Raw genomic sequence first — 22584 nt, 5'->3', positions numbered from 1 at the left:
TCGTGGCAGATGAAACCAACACAAACGAGCGATGTGATTATCGTATTTATAGCGAATTAAGATGACACACTAAAAGATGATAATCTAGGCTACTTCAAGAAGTTCCAAGAAGGTATTGAGATCGTCGCCGATAGATGGAAGCAACGCCTTTACTTTCACCCAATCGGCTACTTTTGATAACTCCCAAAGTGATTCAAAATCTTTTTGTAATTGAACGGCACCTATATCTGCAGACATCCCTTTGAGTTTAAGAGAAAGGACTTGTACTTGTGAAAAGTCTTGTTCTTCTGCGGCCCTTTCTAAAAGTTTAAATTTCTCTGGTGCGCTTTGAGAATAAAGCTCACAAACCCGCGAGAACAACGCTTTATCTCCCATAATGCGAGCTATAGCATCCTCTTTTTCCCAACAGTCATTACTTATTGTATCCGTTTGCTCGTTAGAAATACTTTCTGGCGTACCTAATGCGTCACTAGGCTCAGAACGAACATGAGCATCAGTGCTTTCCTGTGATTCGTTTGTTACGTTCATAAATTCAGTACTTTGTTCTAAGTCTCTATCAATAGCACCAAGCAGGCTGTCTACTAAGGGAGGCGCCGACGCACTATTACTCGTTTTATTTACAGGTTCTGAAAGAGAAGTGTTGGTGCCTTCAGCGCTTTGGGTATCAACTTCTGAAGTTTCAAGTTTGGTACCTGCTAATTTAGTAACTTGGTTTACTAACCACTGCCTGACTTTAGGAATAAGCACATCTGCAATAATCGGTTTAGTAGCAAAGTCGTCCATACCTGCTTCTAGGCACTTTTCTTTTTCGCCTAGCATAGCGTTTGCCGTCATCGCTATAATGGGAACATCGGCATGCATTGCACCAGCTTTTCCCTCTCGAATAGCACGTGTTGCCTCGTAACCATTCATTTTAGGCATTTGGCAATCCATTAAAATACTGTGAATTCGACGACCTTTCTCATCGCATTTACGCAGGAAAGCAACCACTTCTTCGCCGTCTGCACAGGTATATAATTTACAAGGTAAGCACTCTAGAACGCCCTTAGCCACTTCCCTGTTTATCATGTTGTCGTCAACGATAAGCAAACGCGTATTTTCAATTGAAAAGTGTGATTTACCTTGCTCTTCTGCCTTATTTTCGACTTCTGGTGTACTACTATGGCTGTCTTCAGTAGTGACTTTTTTAGTCAAACCACTGTATTTAACAGCATCTAAACCTTGCTTTACCGTTACAAACGTAGAGCGGAAAAGGGGTTTGGGTAAATACAAAGGCGTTAAATGCGTAAACTCATAGGGTGCCCCTTCTAGCTTTTGCAGAATATAGACAACGGGCATTGTGCTAGCCTTTCCGCCTTTTTCACTTCGTTCCCACTCTCTGTCAATTGCGCCAAGTAATGTGCTGGATTCATCAAGTAAAAGAACGTCGTAATCTTTCCATTGAATAGCGCTAGCAGGGCCATTTAAGACTTGTGAAGTAGCCCCTACATACGCTGCAAGTTTACATATGTGCGCTTGTAGCGGTAAATAAGCAGATGAAACGCCAACTTTAACATTACTAAGAAGTGTCTTCTCGTCTTCATTAATTTGGTCGGAATCTGCTGACTTGCCCGATCTAGTATCGGGAAGTGAAATGTAAAACGAAAACTTACTTCCCTTTCCTAATTCCGACTCGAAGGTAATGTCCCCACCTAATAATTGGCACAACTGCTTGCAGATAGATAATCCCAGTCCTGTACCGCCGTATTTTGTTGCCACAGAGGCGTCAGCCTGCGTAAAGGCAGAAAAAAGCTTGGGCTGATTTTCTTTTGATATACCAACACCTGTATCTTCAACACTAAAATGTAACTTTTGAACGTCAGACCCCGGTTCGCTTAAAAACAGTTTTAATTTGACGTGCCCTGTTTTAGTAAACTTAATCGCATTGTTAAGTAGATTACTCAATACTTGGTTAATTCTGTGAGGATCTGAGTTAACTTCTATCGATGGTATCTCTGAGGTATCAACCAGTAACTCTAGCCCTTTACCTGCCGCTTTTATAGCAAACACTTTAGCAATAGACTCAATAAGAGAGAGTAGTTCGAAATTTTGCTGGTTAATATCCAGCTTGCCCGCCTCTATCTTTGAAAGGTCTAGTACATCGTTTATAAGCACGTTTAAGTTATTGCAGCTGATTTCCATCATGGAAACTAACTGCTCTGCCTTTTCGTTAAGCGGTTGGCGTTTTAATAAAGCTAAAGAACCAACTACCCCATTGAGGGGGGTGCGCATTTCATGACTAATATTAGAAATAAACGAACTCTTTACCTTGCTTGCTTTACGCGCTTCTTCCGTGGCCTCTACCAACTCTTTTGTTCTGCTTACCACTTTTTCTTCAAGCTTTAAGTTAACTCGTTCAATAGCGTCTTTTGCTTTTTGTTCCTCTGTAACGTCTCTAATTACTACGGCAACACCAGAAAACTGTGAATGCTCTCCCCATATTGTTGACGCGGTAATCAACAGCGAATGCTCTTTTTTATCATCATCTACATAAGGCTTGGTAAAGGTGACTTGCTTACCACCTTCAACGAGCACATCCTCTAGCCCCAGCAGTGATAATGGCGCAAAAGACGAATAATGATGATTGATGATTATTTGGGAAGGGATCCCAAAAAGTGACTCCGCCGCTTTGTTCCAGCTTTTGACAATACCGGTGGAGTCCACACTAAAAATGGCATCTTTTGAAATATCGACAATAGCGACTGATTCACCGCGCACTTTGGCTAACTCAATATTCTTTTTATTACTGCGATAAACGAAGAGCAGAATGCTTACAAAGATAATCGAGATGACGCCAATCACGCTGTAAACGCTCAGACGTTTTTCGTTTATCAACGCACTCACTAGGGATTGCGGTAGAAGTATGTGTAAGTAAAAGCCTGTGCCCTGTTCTTTGGCACCTAGTGTGAACGTCCTAGAAACAGCGTAATGTAAACTCTGATTTTCATTTCTAGGCGTAATCTTGTTCCGACCGTTGAATTGAGATACTGAGAATTCGCTTTGCCATGTTACAGAAGGATTTAAGTCTTTTGAAAAAGACTTTTGGCTATCGGGATGTACTACAAAATATCCATCTCGGTCAGTGACGTACAGCGACTGATTGCGAGTTAAAACTTTGGTCATCTGAGAAAGCAGATATTGTGCGTTGACGTTCATAATTAGAAATCCGTAACGCTCGCCATTTTCACTAAAGATGGGTAAGGAAAGTCGAATGACGCTCTTGTAGGGGTATTCTAATTTTCCGTATTCCCTATTTAAGTTGATATCGGAAATGTAAAATTGACCTTTATTACTCTTAACGCTTTCAATGAAATAATTTCGCGTTGCTTTCGCCTGTAGATCAGTACTACTGGCTATTAAAACACTCCCACCTTCGCGCTCGACCCTTAAGAATTCTTTCCCCTCTTCGTCTGCCTTAATAACCCTTAACTGATCGATTTCTGTGTTATTTTCGATAAAAGCAACAAATATAGTTTCTAAGCGATGCTTCCACTGGTCGAGCGTAGTGCCATCTTTAGGATCTAACTTATTGTTCTGCGTGGCTCTAACTATTCCGCTTATGGGCGGCGTTTGGTGCAAAAAGTTAAGGGCGTTGAGATATTTAACTAGCTGCGTTTCGGCGACATTTTCCACGCTTAAGGCACTTTTCTCTAAAGCCTCATAGGCCTGACTTTCCGCTGTCGCTTTTATGTTGCTTTCAAACAAACTAACAACCAACACAATCAGCAAAGTAGCAAGCACAACAGCCAATATAAAAGTACTTTTAGCTTCGTTAAACGCAGGTTTAGATGGTAGGACCGACAAGCCAATAATTTCCGTATAACTTGTAATAACCTAAAGCTAGTCAGAGATGTTTTGTTGCGCAAGTTTATAGTCTAAAAATCTTATATAAAAAACAAACGACAAAACCGTTAGTTACAACGCCACTGTAACGTTTCGAATGTCTTAATTATTGGGCACAAAACCAACAGCATTTGGTATTAAAATTGTCGCGGTGTACACTGCGTGCAAGATTTTACTAATAAGCAATGGTGGTTATGCACGCACCTACATTTTTGTGGCACGATTTTGAAACATTTGGCACCAGCCCACAAAAAGATCTTCCCTGCCAATTTGCCGCGGTCAGAACAGATATGGATTTAAATGTTGTTGGAAAGCCCATCAACATTATGAGCGCCATTGCTAATGATTATCTGCCTCACCCAGAGGCATGTTTGGTTACCGGCATTACGCCACAGCAAACCATTAGAGATGGGTCAAACGAAGCGGATTTTGCAGCGCGCATTTACCAAGAGATGTCTACACCAAACACCTGTAGTGTAGGATTTAACAGCATTCGCTTTGACGATGAAGTGGCGCGCTATCTGTTTTACCGTAATTTTTACGATCCCTATTCACGGGAGTGGCGAAACGGGAATAGCCGCTGGGATATTATTGATGTAGCAAGAGCGTGTTATGCGCTTAGGCCAGAAGGAATCAATTGGCCAGAACGAGAAGATGGTACGCCTAGCTTCAAATTAGAATCGCTCACTGCAGCTAATAACATTGGCCACGAAAATGCACACGATGCGCTAAGCGATGTCTACGCAACCATTGCTTTGGCAAAGCTTATCAAAGAAAAGCAGCCTCGTTTATTTGATTATGCGTTGTCGCTTCGCAATAAACATACGGTTATGCAGCAAATTGACTTAAGCAAACCTTCGGTACTTTTGCATATATCCTCTAAATTACCGGCCTCCCAGGGATGTTGCACGTGGGTAATGCCGATTGCTAAACACCCAACCAATTCTAATGCGTTTATAGCGATAGATTTATCTCATGATATAGACAGCGTGGTAAACGACACTGCCGAAGAGATAAGACAGGCACTTTACGCGCCAGCGGATACGTATTCAGATACTAAAGAACGACCTGGTCTTAAACTTATCCACATTAATCGCTCTCCTTTTATTACCACAGCCAAAGCGATGACTGAGGAAAATGCCGTTAGATTAGGTCTTGATAGAGAGCGCTGCCTAGACAATTATAAAACACTCGCAAACACCAAGGATCTTGCTGCTAAGCTTGTGGATGTGTATGACGAAGAACGCGACAGTACAGAGCATGACGTAGACCATGCCTTGTATAGCGGTGGTTTCTTAAATGACGAAGATAGACGTTGGTGTGAGCGTGTTATTGATGCAGCCCCTGACGACCTTGCCACCTTAAGCGATGAAACCCAGCATGAAGGCTTGCGCAAACAGCTTTTTCGTTATCGTGCGCGTAACTACCCTAATACACTTACCGCTGATGAGATGACGAAGTGGCAGTATCACCGTCAGGCTCGACTTACTGACCCCGCGTTTGACGGCTCAATTACATTAGAAAACTACATGATGAGGCTTGAAGCGTTAGCCCACGAGCACAGTGACAACCCTGATAAGCAGGCCATACTGCGCGCCCTGTATCAGTATGCTAAAAACCTTTGACGGAGGTTTTATAACATCATAAATTAATGATAGTTGAACGAAGGCGGTAAAGGATAAAACGTAGTCAAGGAATTGATGACTTCCGCCGATAATAACAATACACGCGCGTAAGGGAATAAGTAGTCATGAATGGCGTTACAATAAGCTTCGACAAATCAAGAACCTATATAAACATTATGCTCAATCCTTCTGAATTTACATCAGAGGTGAATATCCGTGATGTTAGACAGCAATTGGAAAGTGGCGAAACCAAGCGCCTTTATGTGTCAGAAAAGGCATTGAAATCAGCTTGCGAGACGGCCAACCATTACTTTAAAACAGGCGATGGAACCGTGGTTCAAGAGCGTATTGGAGAGCGTAAAAATGCCGAAGTTGAATTTCGGCTGCCTGAAGACGGCATGACTGCGAATTTGGTCCTCACTACCCCCTATGGCGGTAAACTCCCATCCCTTGCGACAGTTAAATCATTAGCGGTCAAAAATAGAGTGATTCGAGGTGTTAGCACTAAAAAAATAGACGCCATGCTCAAAGCCGCAAGAAATGCGGCGCCTGGCACTGTATTAGAGGAAACCATAGCTAAAGGGCTTCCTGCTCGAAATGGGAAAAACTCCAAATTTATTCCCCTTGTTCCGAACGCACTTGAACGAATACTAAGACCGCAAACGAACGAAGGTGAACGAGTTGACATGCGCAACTTAGGCGAAGTGATATGCGTGAAAATAAACACGCCTGTTCTGCGCCGTACCCCACCTACAAAAGGTCGTTCTGGCTTTGACGTGAAAGGAAACACAATATCAGCCACTCCTGGTGAATGGGTAGACTTTAAAATGGGAACAGGAACGGTGGTGTCTGATAGCGACGCAAACCTATTAATGTCATCCATTTCAGGGATGCCTAAATACCGTGACCAAGTTATGAATATAGATGATACCTTTATTTGTAATGGCGTTAACGTTGGGTCAGGGCATGTAAATTATGAAGGTGCTGTATTAGTTAATGGCGATGTCACCGAGAAAATGCAAATTAAAGCAGCCGGTGACGTTACTATTAACGGTTTCGTAGAGTCGGCTTACATTGAGTCGGGCGGCGACATTATTATCACCGAAGGTGCTATGGGCAAGGTGAACGATAAGCAAGGTGACTACCAATGCAAACTCGTTGCCGCGGGAAGTATTCACGTTCAGCATGGTCAAGGCATCGATATTCAGTGCGCTGGGAATATAACTGTTGGTAGGCAGCTTGCTTATAGTCGTCTGCGCTGCGGCGGTGCGGTAATTGTGGGGCAAATTGATAAACCCATGGGCAATTTGTTTGCTTGTGACATTATTAGTCAAGATAGGGTTGAAGCAGGAACACTCGGCGCTGTTTCTGGAAGTACGTTAAAAGTTGATTTTAGCCCTGGTTTTAATCAGCTGCTAGAGCGCAAAGATTCTCTTGATGAGTTATTAAGGCAAATTCGCGAAAATAACCTAAAGCACAAAGAAAAAATCGACCTTATTCAAGGTAAAAAGATTCCTAAAGAGCTACAGCGCAAGGCAGCGGAAGCGCTTGAACTTTTTAACAACGAAAGCGCGCTTCTTGAATGGTTAGAGAATAAAGCTAACGACGTGAAAGCCGCAAAAGAAAACTATCAAACAGATATCAAGCTTATTGCAAATAAAAGGCTCTACCCTGGCGTTTCTGCCAAGCTGAATAATAGAAACTGGCGTTCTGAAAGGGAATACGATCGCGCTCAAATTCACTACGACTCGCACCAATGGCATTACGAGCCAATTATTTAGATGATGTTTAGGCTAGCGAAGCCGGCTTTTTAGGCTTCGCACATCTACCTTTCTATTTAGCCGTAGAGTAATCCATTTTTACTGAGCAATGGTCACATTACCGTAGCCCTGTCGCTTAGACTGATAAAGCGCTTTTATAGTGCGTTCAAGCCAATCTGGGAACTCTTCTGAGTCTCGCAATTCAGCCATACCAATCGCAATTTTGTATTTATCATTCAAAAGATAGTGGGTATCCATGCACTCCAACAGCCTATCTGCAAGCGTTTTTGCTGAGTCTAATTGGGTCTGTGGACAAAGCACGACGAACTGCTCTCCATTAAACCTTGAAACAATATCAACCTCTCTTACAGTATTAAGGCAGTTCTGAGCGGCGGTCTTCAACATGTCTTCTCGAATAGAGGGGTCGTGAGAAAATAGATCTTCATCAACAGGCGTTAAATCAATAGCGATTAATGTAGCGGTAGTATGAAACCGATGGAAGCGTGATATCTCTTCTTCAGCCCGCTGTATCATGTGGTTACGGTTATAAAGACCGGTGATCGTATCGTAAGCTGAAAGAAAACCTAATGTTTTGTTTTTCTCTAACAACGTGGCTTGAAGCGCACTTATCTCTTCATTTTTTTGTTGAATTATACGCTTGTAGCCGCCCACATGACGGTTTCTCGAAATTAGCCACAACAAGCCCAACAATACAATTGCTGAACTTAATACCATTACCGTATAGTTGCGGCTGTAACGGATTTGTACGTTATTCCACTGCTTGTAAATTTCTACTTTCTTTGTCTCTGGAATGCGCTCTATTGCGACATTTAGTTTATTGACTAAATGACTAAACGACTTATTAATGCCAAATGCGAGAGAGTCAAAGGGTTCGGCGTAACCCACAATGTGTAAATCTTCGAGTTCAAGGTTATTAATGTGCATATTCACACTCATCAATGAACCTACCATTACGTCAAATTCACCGTTTGCGAGTTGCTTAAGGCCCTCTTCCTCAGATGGGATGAGTTTTAGACGTAATCCCGGGTAATGCCGTGAAATATACTCGACTTGGCGGTAACCCTGCACAATACCTACTGTACGATTCCCAATTCCTGAATAGCCCTGCAGCATAGGCGTTCCCGTTCGAGCCACCAATACATTTGGCGCCTCAAAATACGGCACACTAAAATCTAAAAACTGCTTGCGATAATCAGACGTGTTCATCATAGGAATGACTTGGCATTTACCTTGTTGAACGAACTCTAGGCTTTCCTGCCAACTCTGTGTAGAAACAAGCTTGAACTTAAGCTCGCTAAGCTCAGCAATAAGCTGCATATACTGGGCTGAAATACCCACATGGATGCCATTTCTTATCGCTTCATAAGGCGCCCAATTGGGGTCAATACAATAGGTTACTTCAATTGAATTTTGAGATGCTAATGGTTGCTCAGGTGCAGCTTGCAAGAGCGCGCTAAAAGCAACTCCTACAAACAACACTGTGCAAAGCAGGCCTTTTCTTATTTTTCTCAACTGCACACCCAAAAGAATAATTACATCAATAACAAGTCAACCGCGAAGTATTAAGGTTAAATGCAAAAAATGCAATAAATTCGATTATTTAGTCACTATTTAGCTAAGTAACACTCTGCTGTTGCTTGAGCTCTTCTCGATCATAGCGCTTTTCACTCATGATAGCAGCCAACGCTGTTACCGCTTTCTCAACATCGGCAAAACTTAAGTACAGCGGCGCAAAGCCAACACGAAGTATATTTGGAGCACGAAAATCAGCAATGACACCTTCAGCTATCCACGCTTGGCAAATGGCATAAGCATCATCGTGGGCAAACGCAATTTGGCTACCTCGATTATCTAGCGCCGGGCTTACCACCTTAAGCTCATCTAATAACCCTGCCCTTTTAGCTTCAGCGATAAAATAGGCTTGAAGCTTTTTAGATTTTTCATCAATGGCTTTAATCGAAACGTCTTCGAACACATCAAGGGCAGCATCTAAAATGCTCATACCAATTATGCCTGGTGTACCACACAAGTTTTGTTTTATTGAGGTATCAGGGGTGTAGTCGGGAGAAAATGAAAATGGCGAGCTATGGCCCATCCAACCTGATAGAGGCTGCTTATAAGCGTCCTGATGTCGTCGGGCAACATAAATAAATGCAGGGGCACCTGGACCGCCATTCAAATATTTATAGGTACAACCCACGGCGAAATCTACATTGCATTCATCTAAGGCTACAGGAAACGCGCCCGCGCTGTGTGCCAAATCCCACAGCGTAAGTATTCCTTTATTATGCGCTTGCTCAGTAATACCCTTCATATCAAGCTTCAAACCACTTCTGAAGTTTACCTGAGTCAGCATCAGCACTGCGATATCTTCGTCAAGCTGGGCACCAACACTGTTTTCATCTACGTAACGAATACTGTATTCAGCGCCGAGTAAATCGAGTAAACCTTGAACCATATAAATATCGGTGGGGAAATTGTTTCTTGTTGTGGCGATGACTTTTCTTTCTGGGTGCATTTTTAAGGCAGCACTAAGCACCTTAAACAAATTGATTGATATCGAGTCGCAGCATATTACTTGGCCTTGCTTGGCGCCAACAATTGTACCAATTTTGTCACCCACCTGCTGTGGTAGTGAAATCCACTGATGCTTGTTCCAGCTTGTGATAAGGCCCTCACCCCACTGATTTTTTACCACCTCACCGGCGCGTTCTTCCGCTTTCTTGGGTAAGGGGCCAAGAGAATTACCGTCAAGATAGATAGTATTGTTTGGCAACGAGAATTCACCCGCCTTGCTAAAAAGCGGATCTTTTTCATCAAGTTGCTTAGCAGAAAAAACCTTATTTATCATGTTGACTCATAACCTCAAGTAAAGCATCAAAGGACGTTGATTCTGGATGTAGCCAGTCGAAATGACCACCGTTTGTTATTATTCTGTTTTTTGCGCTGGGCATTGTAGCGTGGTGTTCGGGTACAATACTATCTTCGTTGCCTTGCAATAATATTACCGAAGGCTTGATTGCCGCTGCATCAGGCGTAGCCGTTTGATATTCACGTTTGTTTTCAGTGGGCATTCCCCCCATAAACTGCGGCGTGGCTGTCTGACAACTATTTTCGCCAAGTGCATAACTTTGCACATTTGTTATAGCGGCAAGGCCTATTACTTGTGTAATGCTTTCACTTACATCGCTACTCGATAGCTGCTGTGCGGCAAGTAAGCCAAGATGCCCGCCCGCAGAGTGCCCCACCAAATATATGTTGCCACTATCCCCTGTAGCTTCAATATTCTCAATTGATGCCTTCACAGCGCTTGTTACATCTTCCAAACTACCGGGCCAGCCACCGCCTTCATCGCCTACGCGCCGATACTCCATTGCATAGACACCCATCCCAAGCTCTGCCAAGGCATGATAAAACCCTTTAGCATGGTCATAGCCGTATGCATTTAGCCAACACCCGCCATGAACGAAGATGACGGCGTCCCCAGCAAACTCATTTTCATCACCACCGCGGCCATGCCATACATACACAGTCTGTAGCGGGTCTTCCCCATAGCTGAATTGGCTGTCATGCTCTGACGTTGACAAGACACCCAACGCAGAATATGGTGATGTTGGCAAGACACCCAACGCAGAATATGGCACTTGGGTCAGTGTGCGAGGTATTTCATTCGAATAGGCGTTTACATTAATGCTTGCGTGGGTGTCATTCGAAGCGTTTTTTGAAGATAAGTTCGGCTCATTAGCATGGGTGTCTTTGTAATTCGGCGTTGTTTGGGTGACACCCAACGTAAAAGTTAACTCTTGCGGGCCTGCATGCAACTTCGAGTTTGCATGGGTGTCATTCGAAGGAGCACTCGAAGCGGCATTAGATGCTAAATGCCTTTCACTTACGTGGGTGTCATCGTAAGTTACGTTGTTATTTACAACACTACCCCCTTTCGGAAGTGGAGTCGCTTGAGTATTTACGGCCGGCAATAGCGTCGCTAACACAGCTAATGTAATTGGAGGGATAGCTTTGATAGAAGATTTCATATTGATAGTTTTTATTTCAATTAAATCATAGAGTACCAAGTAAATGGTGACACTCTATGATTAATTTTTTGACATCTTATCGCCGGTCTTTGATTAGATCATTTCAACAGCCAGTGCTACGCCTTCACCACCACCAATACATAAGGAAGCAATACCTTTTTTCCCGCCACGTTGCTTAAGCGCGTGCAGCAAAGTTACCAAAATACGTGCGCCTGATGCACCGATTGGGTGGCCCAATGCACATGCACCACCTTTCACGTTCACTTTATTTTCATCAAGCCCAAGTTTCTTGACTGCCAGCATAGTCACCATTGCAAAAGCTTCGTTAATTTCAAACAAATCAACTTCTTCTTTTGTCCAGCCTGCTTTATCCAACACTTTTTCCATTGCTCCTACAGGTGCCACAGTAAAGTTTTCAGGCTCAATAGAATTTGTAGCGTGAGCAACTACACGTGCCAGTGGCGCTAAACCAAGCTCTTTCGCTTTACTCTCACTCATAACAACCAGGGCTGCAGCACCATCGGAGATTGAGCTTGAGTTTGCCGCAGTGACCGTACCGTCTTTTTTGAAAGCAGGCCTCAAAGTTGGTATTTTTTCAGGACGTGCAGAACCCGGGCCTTCATCGGTATCAACCACGGTGTCGCCCTTTCTAGACGAGATTGTTACCGGCACTATTTCATCAACGAATGTACCGCTATTTATTGCTTCATGTGCTTTTGAAAGCGAGCTTAGTGCAAATTCATCCATTTCTCCGCGAGATATGTTTTCTTCATCGGCCGTATCTTGCGCAAAACATCCCATTGCTTTGCCATCATAAGCATTTTCTAGACCATCAAGCATCATGTGATCTAGCACTTGGCCGTGACCCATGCGGTAACCCGTTCTTGCTTTGGGCAGCATGTAGGGCGCGTTACTCATGCTCTCCATTCCGCCCGCTACAACTGCTGTCGCACTGCCTGCTTTGATTAAGTCATGCGCCATCATTACCGCTTTTAAGCCCGAGCCACATACTTTATTAATGGTTGTAACACCGGCGCTTAACGGAAGCCCCGCCCCCAGTGATGCTTGTCGTGCAGGTGATTGACCAAGGCCTGCGGGTAATACACACCCCATAATGACTTCATCAATTGCAGAGACATCCATCTCTTCACAGGCTGCTTTAATCGCAACTTCTCCAAGTTTGGTCGCAGTAAGCGAAGACAAATTACCGTTAAAACCACCCATTGGTGTGCGTTTAGCCGCGACAATAACTACTGAATCATTACTCATAACCGTGCCCTTAAAATTCATTTAAATTATAGAGTTAAGTGAAGAAGGCCGCACAGATGTATACAAAAGTAAACACCTCTAATAGCGGCTATGCTTTGCCTTCACCATGAAAAATTGACGTTAGCAAAATGTTACTTTACCTTAACGTAAAATGTAATTAACGTTAACGTAAACCTGTACCAGGTATGTGTCAACCAAACACTACGTTTTAATATAGTGGTATAAAAAATATGCTGCTTTAAAACAATAGTGCGATTGCGAAGACACCCAACCTACTACAGAAAAATTAATTACAAAGACACCCACGCTAAGATAAAGGGTGTTAAACAGCGCTAAAAACAAGGTACGTGTAATGAGCAAGTACGAAGACGAAACAACATATGCAATAGGTGAACTCGCGCGAGAGTTTGACATCACTCCTCGTTCAATTCGTTTTTATGAAGAGCAAGGACTAATGTCGCCGTCCAGAACTGGACAGAATCGCGTTTATTTGAACAAGGACAGAGTGCGCTTAAAGCTTATCTTGCGCGGAAAACGTTTAGGTTTTTCCCTTGCTGAAGTCAAAACACTTTTCGACATGTACGACACTAACCCCAACTCGGCCATTCAGCTAGAGGCCATGCTTGAAATGACTGAGCAAAAAAGAGCAGTGCTTAAACAACAATTAGAAGATATTCAGATGCTAATGACAGAACTGGATGATGTTGAAGCACGTTGCCGAGAAGAACTCGCAGAATTAAAACGAGGAAATATCGCATGAACACCTCCTACCCTACTTTGAATTTTGGACTTGGTGAAGACATCGAGATGTTACGTGACCAGGTCTACCAATTTGCACAAAATGAGATTGCTCCTCTGGCTGAGCAAGCAGACGCAGATAACCAATTTCCAAATCAACTGTGGACTAAGCTTGGCGATATGGGTTTATTGGGTGTAACTGTTTCAGAGCAATACGGTGGCTCTGACATGGGCTATCTCGCCCACACTATTGCGATGGAAGAGGTTAGCCGCGCATCAGGTGGTATCGGATTGAGCTACGGCGCACACTCAAACTTATGCGTTAATCAGATTTTTAAAAATGGTAACGACGCTCAGCGTGAAAGGTACCTGCCTAAGTTAGTAAGCGGTGAACATATCGGTGCGTTAGCAATGAGTGAGCCTAACGCAGGTTCTGACGTTGTTAGCATGAAATTAAAAGCTGAGAAGCGAGGCGACAAGTACATTCTCAACGGTAATAAAATGTGGATAACGAATGGCCCTGATGCACATACTTTTGTTATCTATGCAAAAACCAACCCTGATGCCGGCCCAAAAGGTATCACAGCATTTATTGTGGAGCGTGACTTTCCGGGCTTTAGTCGCGCGCAAAAACTCGACAAACTTGGCATGCGCTCCTCTAACACTTGCGAGTTAGTGTTCGAAGATTGTGAAGTACCAGCCGAAAATATTCTTGGCAAAGAAGGCGAAGGCGTTCGTGTACTGATGAGCGGTTTAGATTACGAGCGCCTTGTTTTATCCGGCGGCCCACTCGGCATTATGCAATCGTGCATGGATATTGTTGTTCCTTATATTCACGACCGCCAGCAGTTTGGTCAATCAATTGGTCAATTCCAACTGGTACAGGGCAAAGTCGCTGATATGTATACACAGATGAATGCGGCTCGAGCCTATGTATACACCGTTGCACAATCTTGTGATCGCGGTGAAACTACACGCAAAGATGCGGCTGGCGCGATTCTCTACTCAGCAGAACTGGCCACAAAAATGGCATTAGACGCTATTCAGTTACTAGGGGGTAATGGCTATATCAATGAATATCCTACTGGCCGCCTATTACGTGACGCCAAGCTTTATGAAATAGGTGCAGGTACATCGGAAATCCGCCGCATGCTTATCGGCCGCGAGCTTTTCAACGAATCTAAGTAGATCGGGATTACGGTTGGAAGGCAAATTCTATTGAACAAAGAAAGATTAAACGCTCCTTGTTTTATAGAAATTAGCAAGACACCCACCCTAAATCTTATTAGGTACATTTTACGAAAGCTGAACTTTATTTATAGGCCAATGAATTACAAAGACACCCACCGCAGCGAAAGTACTTAGCATGGGTGTCTCGCTAATCATATTGCTAACTAGTGGTTAATGCGACAGCCGTCGCATACGCCCAACACAAGGAGGGGTTATGCCCGTTCTTCGCTCAAGTATAAATACGAAGTCCGAAACATTTATCGCAAACGCCGAGCACATGCAGGCTCAGGTAAATGATTTAGTCGAAAAAATAGAACAAATTTGTCAAGGTGGTGGAGAAAAAGCAGCCGAGCGCCACATGTCACGTGGGAAACTATTACCACGTGACAGAATAAACGCCCTCATCGATCCGGATACTCCATTTCTCGAAATAGGCCAGTTAGCAGCCTGGGAAGTATATGAAGACTATGTGCCCTGTGCAGGGGTTGTTGCCGGTATCGGTATTGTTGCTGGCATCGAGTGCATGATTGTAGCTAATGATGCCACTGTCAAAGGCGGGACTTACTACCCTCTTACTGTTAAAAAGCACCTTCGAGCTCAAACCATCGCAGAGCAAAATAACTTACCTTGTATTTATCTGGTGGATTCAGGTGGTGCTAACTTACCTCGCCAAGATGATGTATTCCCTGACAGAGATCATTTCGGCCGCATATTCTTCAATCAGGCGAATATGTCTGCAAAGAATATCCCTCAAATTGCGGTAGTTATGGGCTCCTGTACAGCAGGTGGCGCTTATGTTCCTGCTATGGCTGATGAAAGTATTATCGTTAAAGAACAGGCGACTATTTTCTTAGGTGGGCCACCTCTTGTTAAAGCAGCGACAGGTGAAGTGGTAACTGCAGAAGAACTTGGTGGCGGAGACGTCCACACTCGTATTTCGGGGGTTGCTGATCAGTTAGCCAACAATGACCATCATGCACTTTCTCTAGCCCGAAATGCTATATCAAGGTTAAACCGAAAGAAACCTCAAGACTTAGACGTTGCTGCGGTGAAACCTCCACGCTACGACACAAAAGAGATATATGGCATCGTGCCTGCTGATAGTCGTCAGACTTATGACGTGAGGGAAATTATTGCTCGAATTGTTGATGATTCAGATTTTGATGAATTCAAACCTCTTTACGGCACTACCCTTGTTTGTGGGTTTGCTCGCATATTTGGTTTTCCTGTCGGCATTGTTGCGAACAACGGCATACTTTTCGGTGAAAGTGCGCTCAAAGGTGCTCATTTTGTCGAGCTTTGCGCAATGCGAAAAATTCCCCTGGTATTTTTGCAAAACATCACCGGATTTATGGTTGGTAAGCAATACGAACATGGCGGGATCGCAAAACACGGTGCCAAAATGGTAACCGCTGTAGCGTGCGCGAATGTACCAAAACTCACTGTGCTTATCGGCGGAAGTTTTGGTGCAGGTAACTACGGCATGTGCGGCAGAGCCTATGACCCACGCTTTCTTTTCATGTGGCCAAATGCTCGCATCTCTGTGATGGGCGGTGAGCAAGCAGCAGGTGTTCTCGCACAGGTAAAACGCGACCAAAAAGAGCGTTCTGGCGAATCTTGGAGCGCAGAAGAAGAGAAAGCATTCAAACAACCCGTTGTTGATACCTACGAAAAGCAAGGACATCCATACTATGCATCTGCAAGGCTTTGGGACGATGGCGTTATTGACCCGGCGGATACGCGATTAGTGCTTGGGCTATCGCTGTCAGCGACCCTCAACAAGCCTATCGAAGACACCCAATTTGGCATATTTAGAATGTAGGAGTTCGGGTTATGGAACAATCAGTTATTTACAGCGTAGATGAAAGAAACATTGCCACTGTCACCTTAAACAGGGCTGATAAACATAATGCCTTCGACGATGAAATGATAATCGAGCTGACTCGTTTGTTTAAAAAAGCGGGCGAAGACGAGAACGTACGTGCGCTTATTTTAAGAGCAGAAGGTAAAAGTTTTAGCGCAGGCGCCGATCTTAACTGGATGAAAAAAATGGCCAGTTATACCGAAGCGCAAAATGAAAGTGACGCTCTCGCATTAGCAACCATGCTGCAGACGCTTTATAAAATGCCAAAGCCCACAATAGCGAGAGTACAAGGTGCAGCTTTTGGAGGCGCAGTTGGTTTAATTGCCTGTTGCGATATTGCTATTGGGAGCAAGCTAAGCAAGTTTTGCTTAAGCGAAGTTAAAATAGGCCTTATCCCAGCGACTATCAGCCCTTACGTTGTTGAAGCAATGGGCGCACGAGTGTGCCGACGATACTTCCAGACCGCTGAAGTGTTTTCTGCGCGTAGAGCACGACGACTAGGTTTATTGAGCGAATCAGTTACCGAAGATGAGCTAGATAGCACTATCGACGATATTTTATCAAACCTACTGAAAAACGGCCCTCAAGCAGTGGCGAAAGCAAAAGACTTCGTGCAATGGGTGTCTACGCAAGAGATTAACGATGCCCTTCTCACAAAAACGAGCAAACTTATTGCACAAATTAGAACCTCTGATGAAGGTCAAGAAGGTTTGTCAGCCTTTTTAGAAAAGCGCAGTGCGTCATGGGTGGAGGTACAGAATGATAAATAAATTACTAATCGCAAACCGTGGCGAAATAGCCTGCCGCGTTATAAAGACAGCCAACGCACAAGGTATAAAAACCGTAGCTGTTTATTCAGACGCCGATGAGAATGCACTTCATGTACAAATGGCTGATGAAGCAGTTTATTTAGGGCCACCTCCGTCAAAAGAAAGTTACTTACGTGGTGAACTCATTATTGAGAAATCGAAAGAGCTGGGTGTGGATGCTATCCACCCGGGTTACGGCTTTCTCTCTGAAAATGCTGAATTTGCAAATCTGTGCGCAGAAAACAATATTATCTTTGTAGGTCCACCCGCATCTGCAATAGAAGCAATGGGTTCAAAATCTGCTGCGAAGCACATTATGGAAAAAGCAGGCGTTCCACTCGTTCCAGGCTATCATGGCGACGAGCAAAGTGAAGCAGTGTTGAAAGCCGCTGCCGATGAGATGGGCTATCCGGTGCTTTTAAAAGCCGCAGCTGGTGGCGGCGGTAAAGGCATGCGCCAAGTGTGGAACGAGAAAGAGTTTTCTCAGGCTTTAAACGCCGCTAAACGTGAATCTATGGCCAGCTTTGGTGACGATCATATGCTGGTTGAAAAGTACCTAACCCGCCCTCGTCATGTTGAAATACAAGTCTTCTGTGACACCCATGGTAACGGTGTATATCTTTTCGAGCGTGATTGTTCGGTGCAACGCCGTCACCAAAAAATTATTGAAGAAGCGCCAGCGCCTAATATGTCTCAGTCAGTAAGGGAAAAAATGGGCGAAGCGGCGATACTGGCGGCGAAAGCAATTAATTACGTAGGTGCAGGAACTGTAGAGTTCTTACTTGATGAAGACGATTCATTTTACTTTATGGAAATGAATACGCGCTTGCAGGTTGAACACCCTGTTACAGAAATGATTACCCGAGAAGATTTGGTTCACTGGCAATTAACTATTGCTGAAGGTAAGCCCCTACCTAAGCAACAAAAGGAACTCACGCTTACAGGACACGCATTCGAAGCACGTATTTATGCTGAAGATCCGAACAACGAGTTTTTACCTTCCACCGGCACGCTGTGCCTGTTACGCACACCAAAAGAAAATGACGTAGTCCGTGTTGATACTGGCGTTGTGGAAGGCGATGAGGTAAGCGTTTTCTATGACCCTATGATCGCCAAGCTTGTAGTTTGGGGAAAGAACCGTGAGATAGCCCTCAAGCGCCTAATTAGTGCTTTGGGCGATTACTATATTGACGGTGTAAGCACAAATATTGACTTCTTAAAGCGCGTCGCTACCCACCCGGCATTCGGTGCTGCTGAGTTGACAACTACATTTGTTGAAAAGCATAACGATTCGTTGTTTAACCATATAGCTAGCGAAGACACCCATTCTAATATTCCAGCGATGGCGTTACTTTCCCTATTAAATAGAAAAATTACCTTGAGTAATCGCACACCTGAAGTATGGTCCACTGCAGGCGCGTGGCGGCCTAATGGAAATCACAAAGAAACCCTAACGTTGCTTTTTGACCAAGAAGAGTTCGGTGTTGAGGTAAAACATCTACCACACGAGAATCAGCCTGTCTGGGAGCTAACGGTAGCTAACAAAAGCTTCGAAGTAAGTGGCAAAATCATAGATAACACGCTAAAAGCGACAGTCAATGGATACAAATCGACGTTTTCGTTTTCAGAAAATGATGGCGTGTTTACTCTTTTTAACAAAGACACCCATGCTAAGTTTAGTGTAGTTTCACCCTCGTTAGGTGATCATAACAGTGATGGTGATGATGCCAATTTAAGTGCTCCTATGAATGGAACAATAGTTGCGCATTTAGTTGAAAAAGATCAGCAAGTTAAGAAAGGAGATCCAATCTTAGTCATGGAAGCGATGAAGATGGAGCATAGTATCATTGCCCCACACGACGGCTCAGTAGAAGAGTTCTTCTTCAAACCTGGTGAGTTAGTTGATGGCGGAGCCACGCTATTGGCATTTTCGACCAAAGAAGCTGCCGAGGTTTAATGTGACGTTTCCTAAAGAAGTAAGCATTGTCGAAGTCGGCCCGCGAGACGGCCTTCAAAATGAAAAGCAGACTTTAAGGGTTGAACAAAAGGTAGAGCTTATAAAGCTTCTATCAGAAACTGGCCTAAACCGCATTGAGGCTGGTAGCTTTGTTTCGCCTAAATGGGTGCCTCAAATGGCGAATTCAGGTGAGGTTATTAAAGCGCTAAATTCGAAGGCGAATATCCGTTATTCTGCGTTGACACCCAACCTTAAGGGACTAGAAGCGGCCATAGAATCAGGAGTGAAAGAGGTTGCAGTATTCGGTGCAGCATCTGAGTCTTTTTCACAAAAGAATATCAACTGCTCAATTAGCGAAAGCTTAAAGCGTTTCGAAGCACTGTTTGAACTAGCCAACCACAATAAAATAAAAGTCAGAGGTTATGTTTCGTGTGTAATGGGCTGTCCTTATGAAGGTGACATCTTACCTAAAGCTGTAACACAGGTCAGTAAGGAGCTGATTGACATGGGATGTTACGAGGTTTCATTAGGCGATACCATTGGTGTGGGCACTCCAAAAGCGACTAGTTTGATGCTTGATGATGTACTAAAAGAGATCGATGTCAGCAAAGTTGCAGCTCACTTTCACGACACTTATGGGCAGGCGTTAGTTAATTTGTATACGGCGCTAGGATATGGAGTTTCTACTATAGATTCGGCTGTTGCAGGACTAGGAGGTTGCCCTTATGCCAAAGGAGCCAGCGGTAACGTCGCAACTGAAGATGTCCTTTATATGTTAAACGGTATGGACATTTCCACAGGTGTGAACATGAATAAGCTGCTTGTAGCCTCATCGTATATTTCTGACGTATTGGGTCGCTCGCCTGTATCGAAATCAGCCAACGCGCTTTTGGGTAAATAGTCTTTGGTTACGGGCCCATGATTTCATGTATCCGTTTTATGAAGACACCCACCCTAAATATTAAGAATATTTTTTAAGGTGGGTGTCTCCACAAGCTTTCGCTCTATACCAAGCTCTGAAGAATGGATGTCTCTAGTAGCTTATTACCTTTCTAGGATGGATGTCTTTGTATGCTTCTTTGTAAGCTGTCCCCCGTTATCGACGTGCAATGATAAAAACCGCTCTTTTGTTCAGGTCACAGAGCTGCGCCTCCGATGGTAAGGTCTGCTCAAGTAATATGACCTTGCTGGATGAAAAAAGTGGCGCAAAGCAGAAAATCTCTCATTAGCCTTCAAGACACTCCTTACTATCACTGCATATCTCGCTGTGTAAGGCGCAGTTATCTGTGTGGATACGATCGAAACAATAACGTTAATTATGAACATAGAAAATCATGGGTAGAGAAAAGGCTTCAATTCTTAAGTAAAGTTTTCTCTATAGACATTTGTGCTTATGCAGTAATGAGCAACCACGTTCATGTTGTTCTATGCGTAAATAAAAGCGCTGCGCTTTCGTGGCCGACAAAAACTGTCTTACAGCAGTGGCATAAAATGCACAAAGGCACCCTCCTCACTCAAAAATATATGAAGGGCGAATTACTTAGAGATAGTGAATTAGCTGCAGTTAAAGCTACAGCTGAAGTTTATAGAAAACGTCTCTTTGATATCAGTTGGTTTATGAGGAACTTAAATGAGTTTATTGCAAGAAAAGCTAACGAAGAAGATAACTGTACCGGCAGATTTTGGGAGGGGCGCTTTCGTTCACAGGCTTTATTAACTGAAAAGGCTCTACTTTCCTGTATGGCTTATGTCGATTTAAACCCAATTCGTGCAAAGGCTGCAACAAACATACAGAACTCGTATCACACAAGTATACATACCAGGCTAGCTTCAAACGCATTAAATAACAAACCGATTAAAGGGCTAATGCCTTTTAAAAGTCAAAGGATAAGTAAAAACCACCGCTGCTTAAATTTCACCCTAAATAACTATTGTAAGCTTCTTAATGGCTCTATTAACCTACTTGTAGATAGCAATGAAGAAACCGCTACTCAAGAAAGTGATGACGACATAAAGCTAATCGGCCTCGGCAAATCTCATTGGCTCAAAGTCATCAATGATTTCGAGAGCACTTTCTCTTTTGCTGCTGGAGACACAGCATCCATGCAGAAATTCAAAGAACACACTCATAGAAAGCGAATGGCCAAACAGAAAGCAGCATCGCTCTGCTTCGACCTTAAATCTACTTCTCAGAGGGTAGAATTACAGTCATAACAACTGCCACCAAAAGTACTAATGCCATAATATAAACTACTGAAAATGGTAAAACAGGGGTTAGCGCAGCGTAGAGAGCGCCAAATGCTAATAAAATTACTCCTATCGCAGTGTTAGAAAAACCGACTAACTCAGTTCGCTCATGCCCATCTTTAACGTCTAAACTATATGTTTTTCTCCCCGTCCGTACTCCTGTATGAGCAATTGAAAGCAAAAAGAATAGAAATGCCGATGTGACAACAGAGGTGGACTGCAAGTAAAGAAGCCCTCCACATGAACACAGTGCCAGCAAACCAGATAACCGTAGCGTTAATTTTGCACTTTTATCAGCAAGCCTACCCCAAATAATCGAAGATAAAAGCGCAGCCGCAGCCTCAGCACCTATATAAATTGGTAGCAACTCTTGCGCGTCACCATTTTTTTCAATCATAAAATAGGGAGCAACGAGCGCCGAATGCACGAAAAGCCCCCTTACCAGAATAAATTTATAAACAGTAGAATCAAAGTTGATACTAAACGTTTTCTCTTCGTCGCTACCGGTGTCCACACTTGTCTTGATGGGCCACACACATACCAAGGTCAAAACAAAGGAGAGTAAACTTCCACCTAAAACTAGCAGAAGTACGTTTGAAGAAAGGTTGTCATTTAAAATAACCAAAGGTATTGAAATTACGAGCGTAACCACCCCAGAAATAGTAGAGGCCGACCCTATCAGATTGCCGCGTTTTCCTTTTTCAGCGACATCTGCTTCCATATCTTTCACAGTTAACGAGCACGCCGAACGACCTAAACTTAAAAATATAAGAGAGGCTAGGAGCAAAGCGCCTGCTGTGAAGCTAGAAAAGAATATGACCGAAAATAGCATACCGACTACAGCAAATGCCTGTATTGCCATACCAATACGCCAAACGATGTGCCGCTGCGTGTGTTTTCGAAGATAGACGCTGATAAGAACTTGGGGAAGAAGCGCCCCTGATTCTCTGATAGGAACTAACCACCCCACCATCCAAAGTGGGGCACCAACGCTTAGAAGTACCGCCGTCAAGGTGGTCTTAGCTGATATTAATAGGTCGGCTAACTTATTAAGTGAAAGGCCGGCAATAAGGAGATTTTTTTCTTTCATGGACGATGCCACGTACCGTAAACCAATCTGGTATTTACGGCACTTTTATATTTTCAGA

At 43.6% G+C, this 22584-nt stretch carries 15 protein-coding genes; 9 read left to right on the top strand and 6 right to left on the bottom strand.

What is annotated here, in order from left to right; genetic code table 11:
* Positions 1 to 84 precede the first annotated feature (84 nt).
* Positions 85 to 3843, bottom strand: a complete 3759-nt coding sequence (locus tag IW644_RS03245; protein ID WP_269916382.1) for an ATP-binding protein — start codon at positions 3841 to 3843, stop codon at positions 85 to 87.
* 233 nt (positions 3844 to 4076) lie between these two features.
* Here IW644_RS03245 and sbcB point away from each other — a divergent pair, with 233 nt between their 5' ends.
* Entirely contained in the window at positions 4077 to 5507 is a 1431-nt protein-coding gene (sbcB, locus tag IW644_RS03240) for an exodeoxyribonuclease I (RefSeq protein WP_269916381.1), read from the top strand.
* Between the two features lie 125 nt (positions 5508 to 5632).
* The gene (locus tag IW644_RS03235) at positions 5633 to 7288 is read left to right on the top strand and encodes a FapA family protein (RefSeq protein WP_269916380.1); all 1656 of its coding nucleotides are present in this window, start codon (positions 5633 to 5635) and stop codon (positions 7286 to 7288) included.
* 78 nt (positions 7289 to 7366) lie between these two features.
* Here the strand turns inward: IW644_RS03235 and IW644_RS03230 are convergent, their stop codons facing one another.
* The 4 genes from IW644_RS03230 to IW644_RS03215 all read right to left on the bottom strand — a co-directional run bounded on the left by IW644_RS03230 (position 7367) and on the right by IW644_RS03215 (position 12591).
* Positions 7367 to 8800: a diguanylate cyclase gene (locus IW644_RS03230; RefSeq protein ID WP_269916379.1), complete on the bottom strand. Its 1434-nt coding sequence runs from the start codon at positions 8798 to 8800 to the stop codon at positions 7367 to 7369.
* A 103-nt stretch (positions 8801 to 8903) separates the two neighbouring features.
* Positions 8904 to 10139 carry a kynureninase gene (gene kynU / locus IW644_RS03225; protein WP_269916378.1) on the bottom strand — a complete coding sequence of 412 codons (1236 nt, stop codon included), beginning with the start codon at positions 10137 to 10139 and terminating at the stop codon, positions 8904 to 8906.
* Complete coding sequence (locus tag IW644_RS03220; RefSeq protein WP_269916377.1) at positions 10129 to 11322, bottom strand: alpha/beta hydrolase family protein; 1194 nt, start codon at positions 11320 to 11322, stop codon at positions 10129 to 10131. Before IW644_RS03220 ends, kynU begins: the two co-directional genes overlap by 11 nt.
* A 93-nt stretch (positions 11323 to 11415) precedes the next feature.
* Positions 11416 to 12591, bottom strand: a complete 1176-nt coding sequence (locus IW644_RS03215) for a thiolase family protein (protein WP_269916376.1) — start codon at positions 12589 to 12591, stop codon at positions 11416 to 11418.
* 352 nt (positions 12592 to 12943) lie between these two features.
* Here IW644_RS03215 and IW644_RS03210 point away from each other — a divergent pair, with 352 nt between their 5' ends.
* From IW644_RS03210 to IW644_RS03180, 7 genes are all read left to right on the top strand, one after another.
* On the top strand, positions 12944 to 13351 hold the full coding sequence (locus IW644_RS03210) for a MerR family transcriptional regulator (protein WP_179983106.1): 408 nt from the start codon (positions 12944 to 12946) through the stop codon (positions 13349 to 13351).
* Positions 13348 to 14517, top strand: a complete 1170-nt coding sequence (locus tag IW644_RS03205; protein ID WP_179983105.1) for an isovaleryl-CoA dehydrogenase — start codon at positions 13348 to 13350, stop codon at positions 14515 to 14517. The genes IW644_RS03210 and IW644_RS03205 overlap by 4 nt, the downstream gene beginning before the upstream one ends.
* A gap of 256 nt (positions 14518 to 14773) precedes the next feature.
* Positions 14774 to 16381: a carboxyl transferase domain-containing protein gene (locus tag IW644_RS03200; protein WP_269916375.1), complete on the top strand. Its 1608-nt coding sequence runs from the start codon at positions 14774 to 14776 to the stop codon at positions 16379 to 16381.
* A gap of 11 nt (positions 16382 to 16392) precedes the next feature.
* Positions 16393 to 17193, top strand: coding sequence for an enoyl-CoA hydratase/isomerase family protein (locus tag IW644_RS03195; protein WP_269916374.1), 801 nt, complete (start codon positions 16393 to 16395; stop codon positions 17191 to 17193).
* Positions 17183 to 19189 (top strand): acetyl/propionyl/methylcrotonyl-CoA carboxylase subunit alpha, encoded by a 2007-nt coding sequence (locus IW644_RS03190; RefSeq protein ID WP_269916373.1) that lies wholly within the window; start codon positions 17183 to 17185, stop codon positions 19187 to 19189. The genes IW644_RS03195 and IW644_RS03190 overlap by 11 nt, the downstream gene beginning before the upstream one ends.
* Entirely contained in the window at positions 19137 to 20090 is a 954-nt protein-coding gene (locus tag IW644_RS03185) for a hydroxymethylglutaryl-CoA lyase (RefSeq protein ID WP_442864414.1), read from the top strand. The genes IW644_RS03190 and IW644_RS03185 overlap by 53 nt, the downstream gene beginning before the upstream one ends.
* 299 nt (positions 20091 to 20389) lie before the next feature.
* Positions 20390 to 21403, top strand: coding sequence for a transposase (locus IW644_RS03180; RefSeq protein ID WP_269916577.1), 1014 nt, complete (start codon positions 20390 to 20392; stop codon positions 21401 to 21403).
* Here IW644_RS03180 and IW644_RS03175 read toward each other — a convergent pair.
* Positions 21372 to 22526: an MFS transporter gene (locus IW644_RS03175; protein ID WP_269916371.1), complete on the bottom strand. Its 1155-nt coding sequence runs from the start codon at positions 22524 to 22526 to the stop codon at positions 21372 to 21374. The genes IW644_RS03180 and IW644_RS03175 overlap by 32 nt on opposite strands.
* Positions 22527 to 22584: the final 58 nt, after the last annotated feature.

It is taken from the genome of Alteromonas sp. PRIM-21 (genome assembly GCF_027563165.1).
In the GTDB taxonomy this organism is placed as follows: Bacteria; Pseudomonadota; Gammaproteobacteria; order Enterobacterales; family Alteromonadaceae; genus Alteromonas; species Alteromonas macleodii_A.
This window is presented reverse-complemented; position numbering and strand designations above follow the sequence as displayed.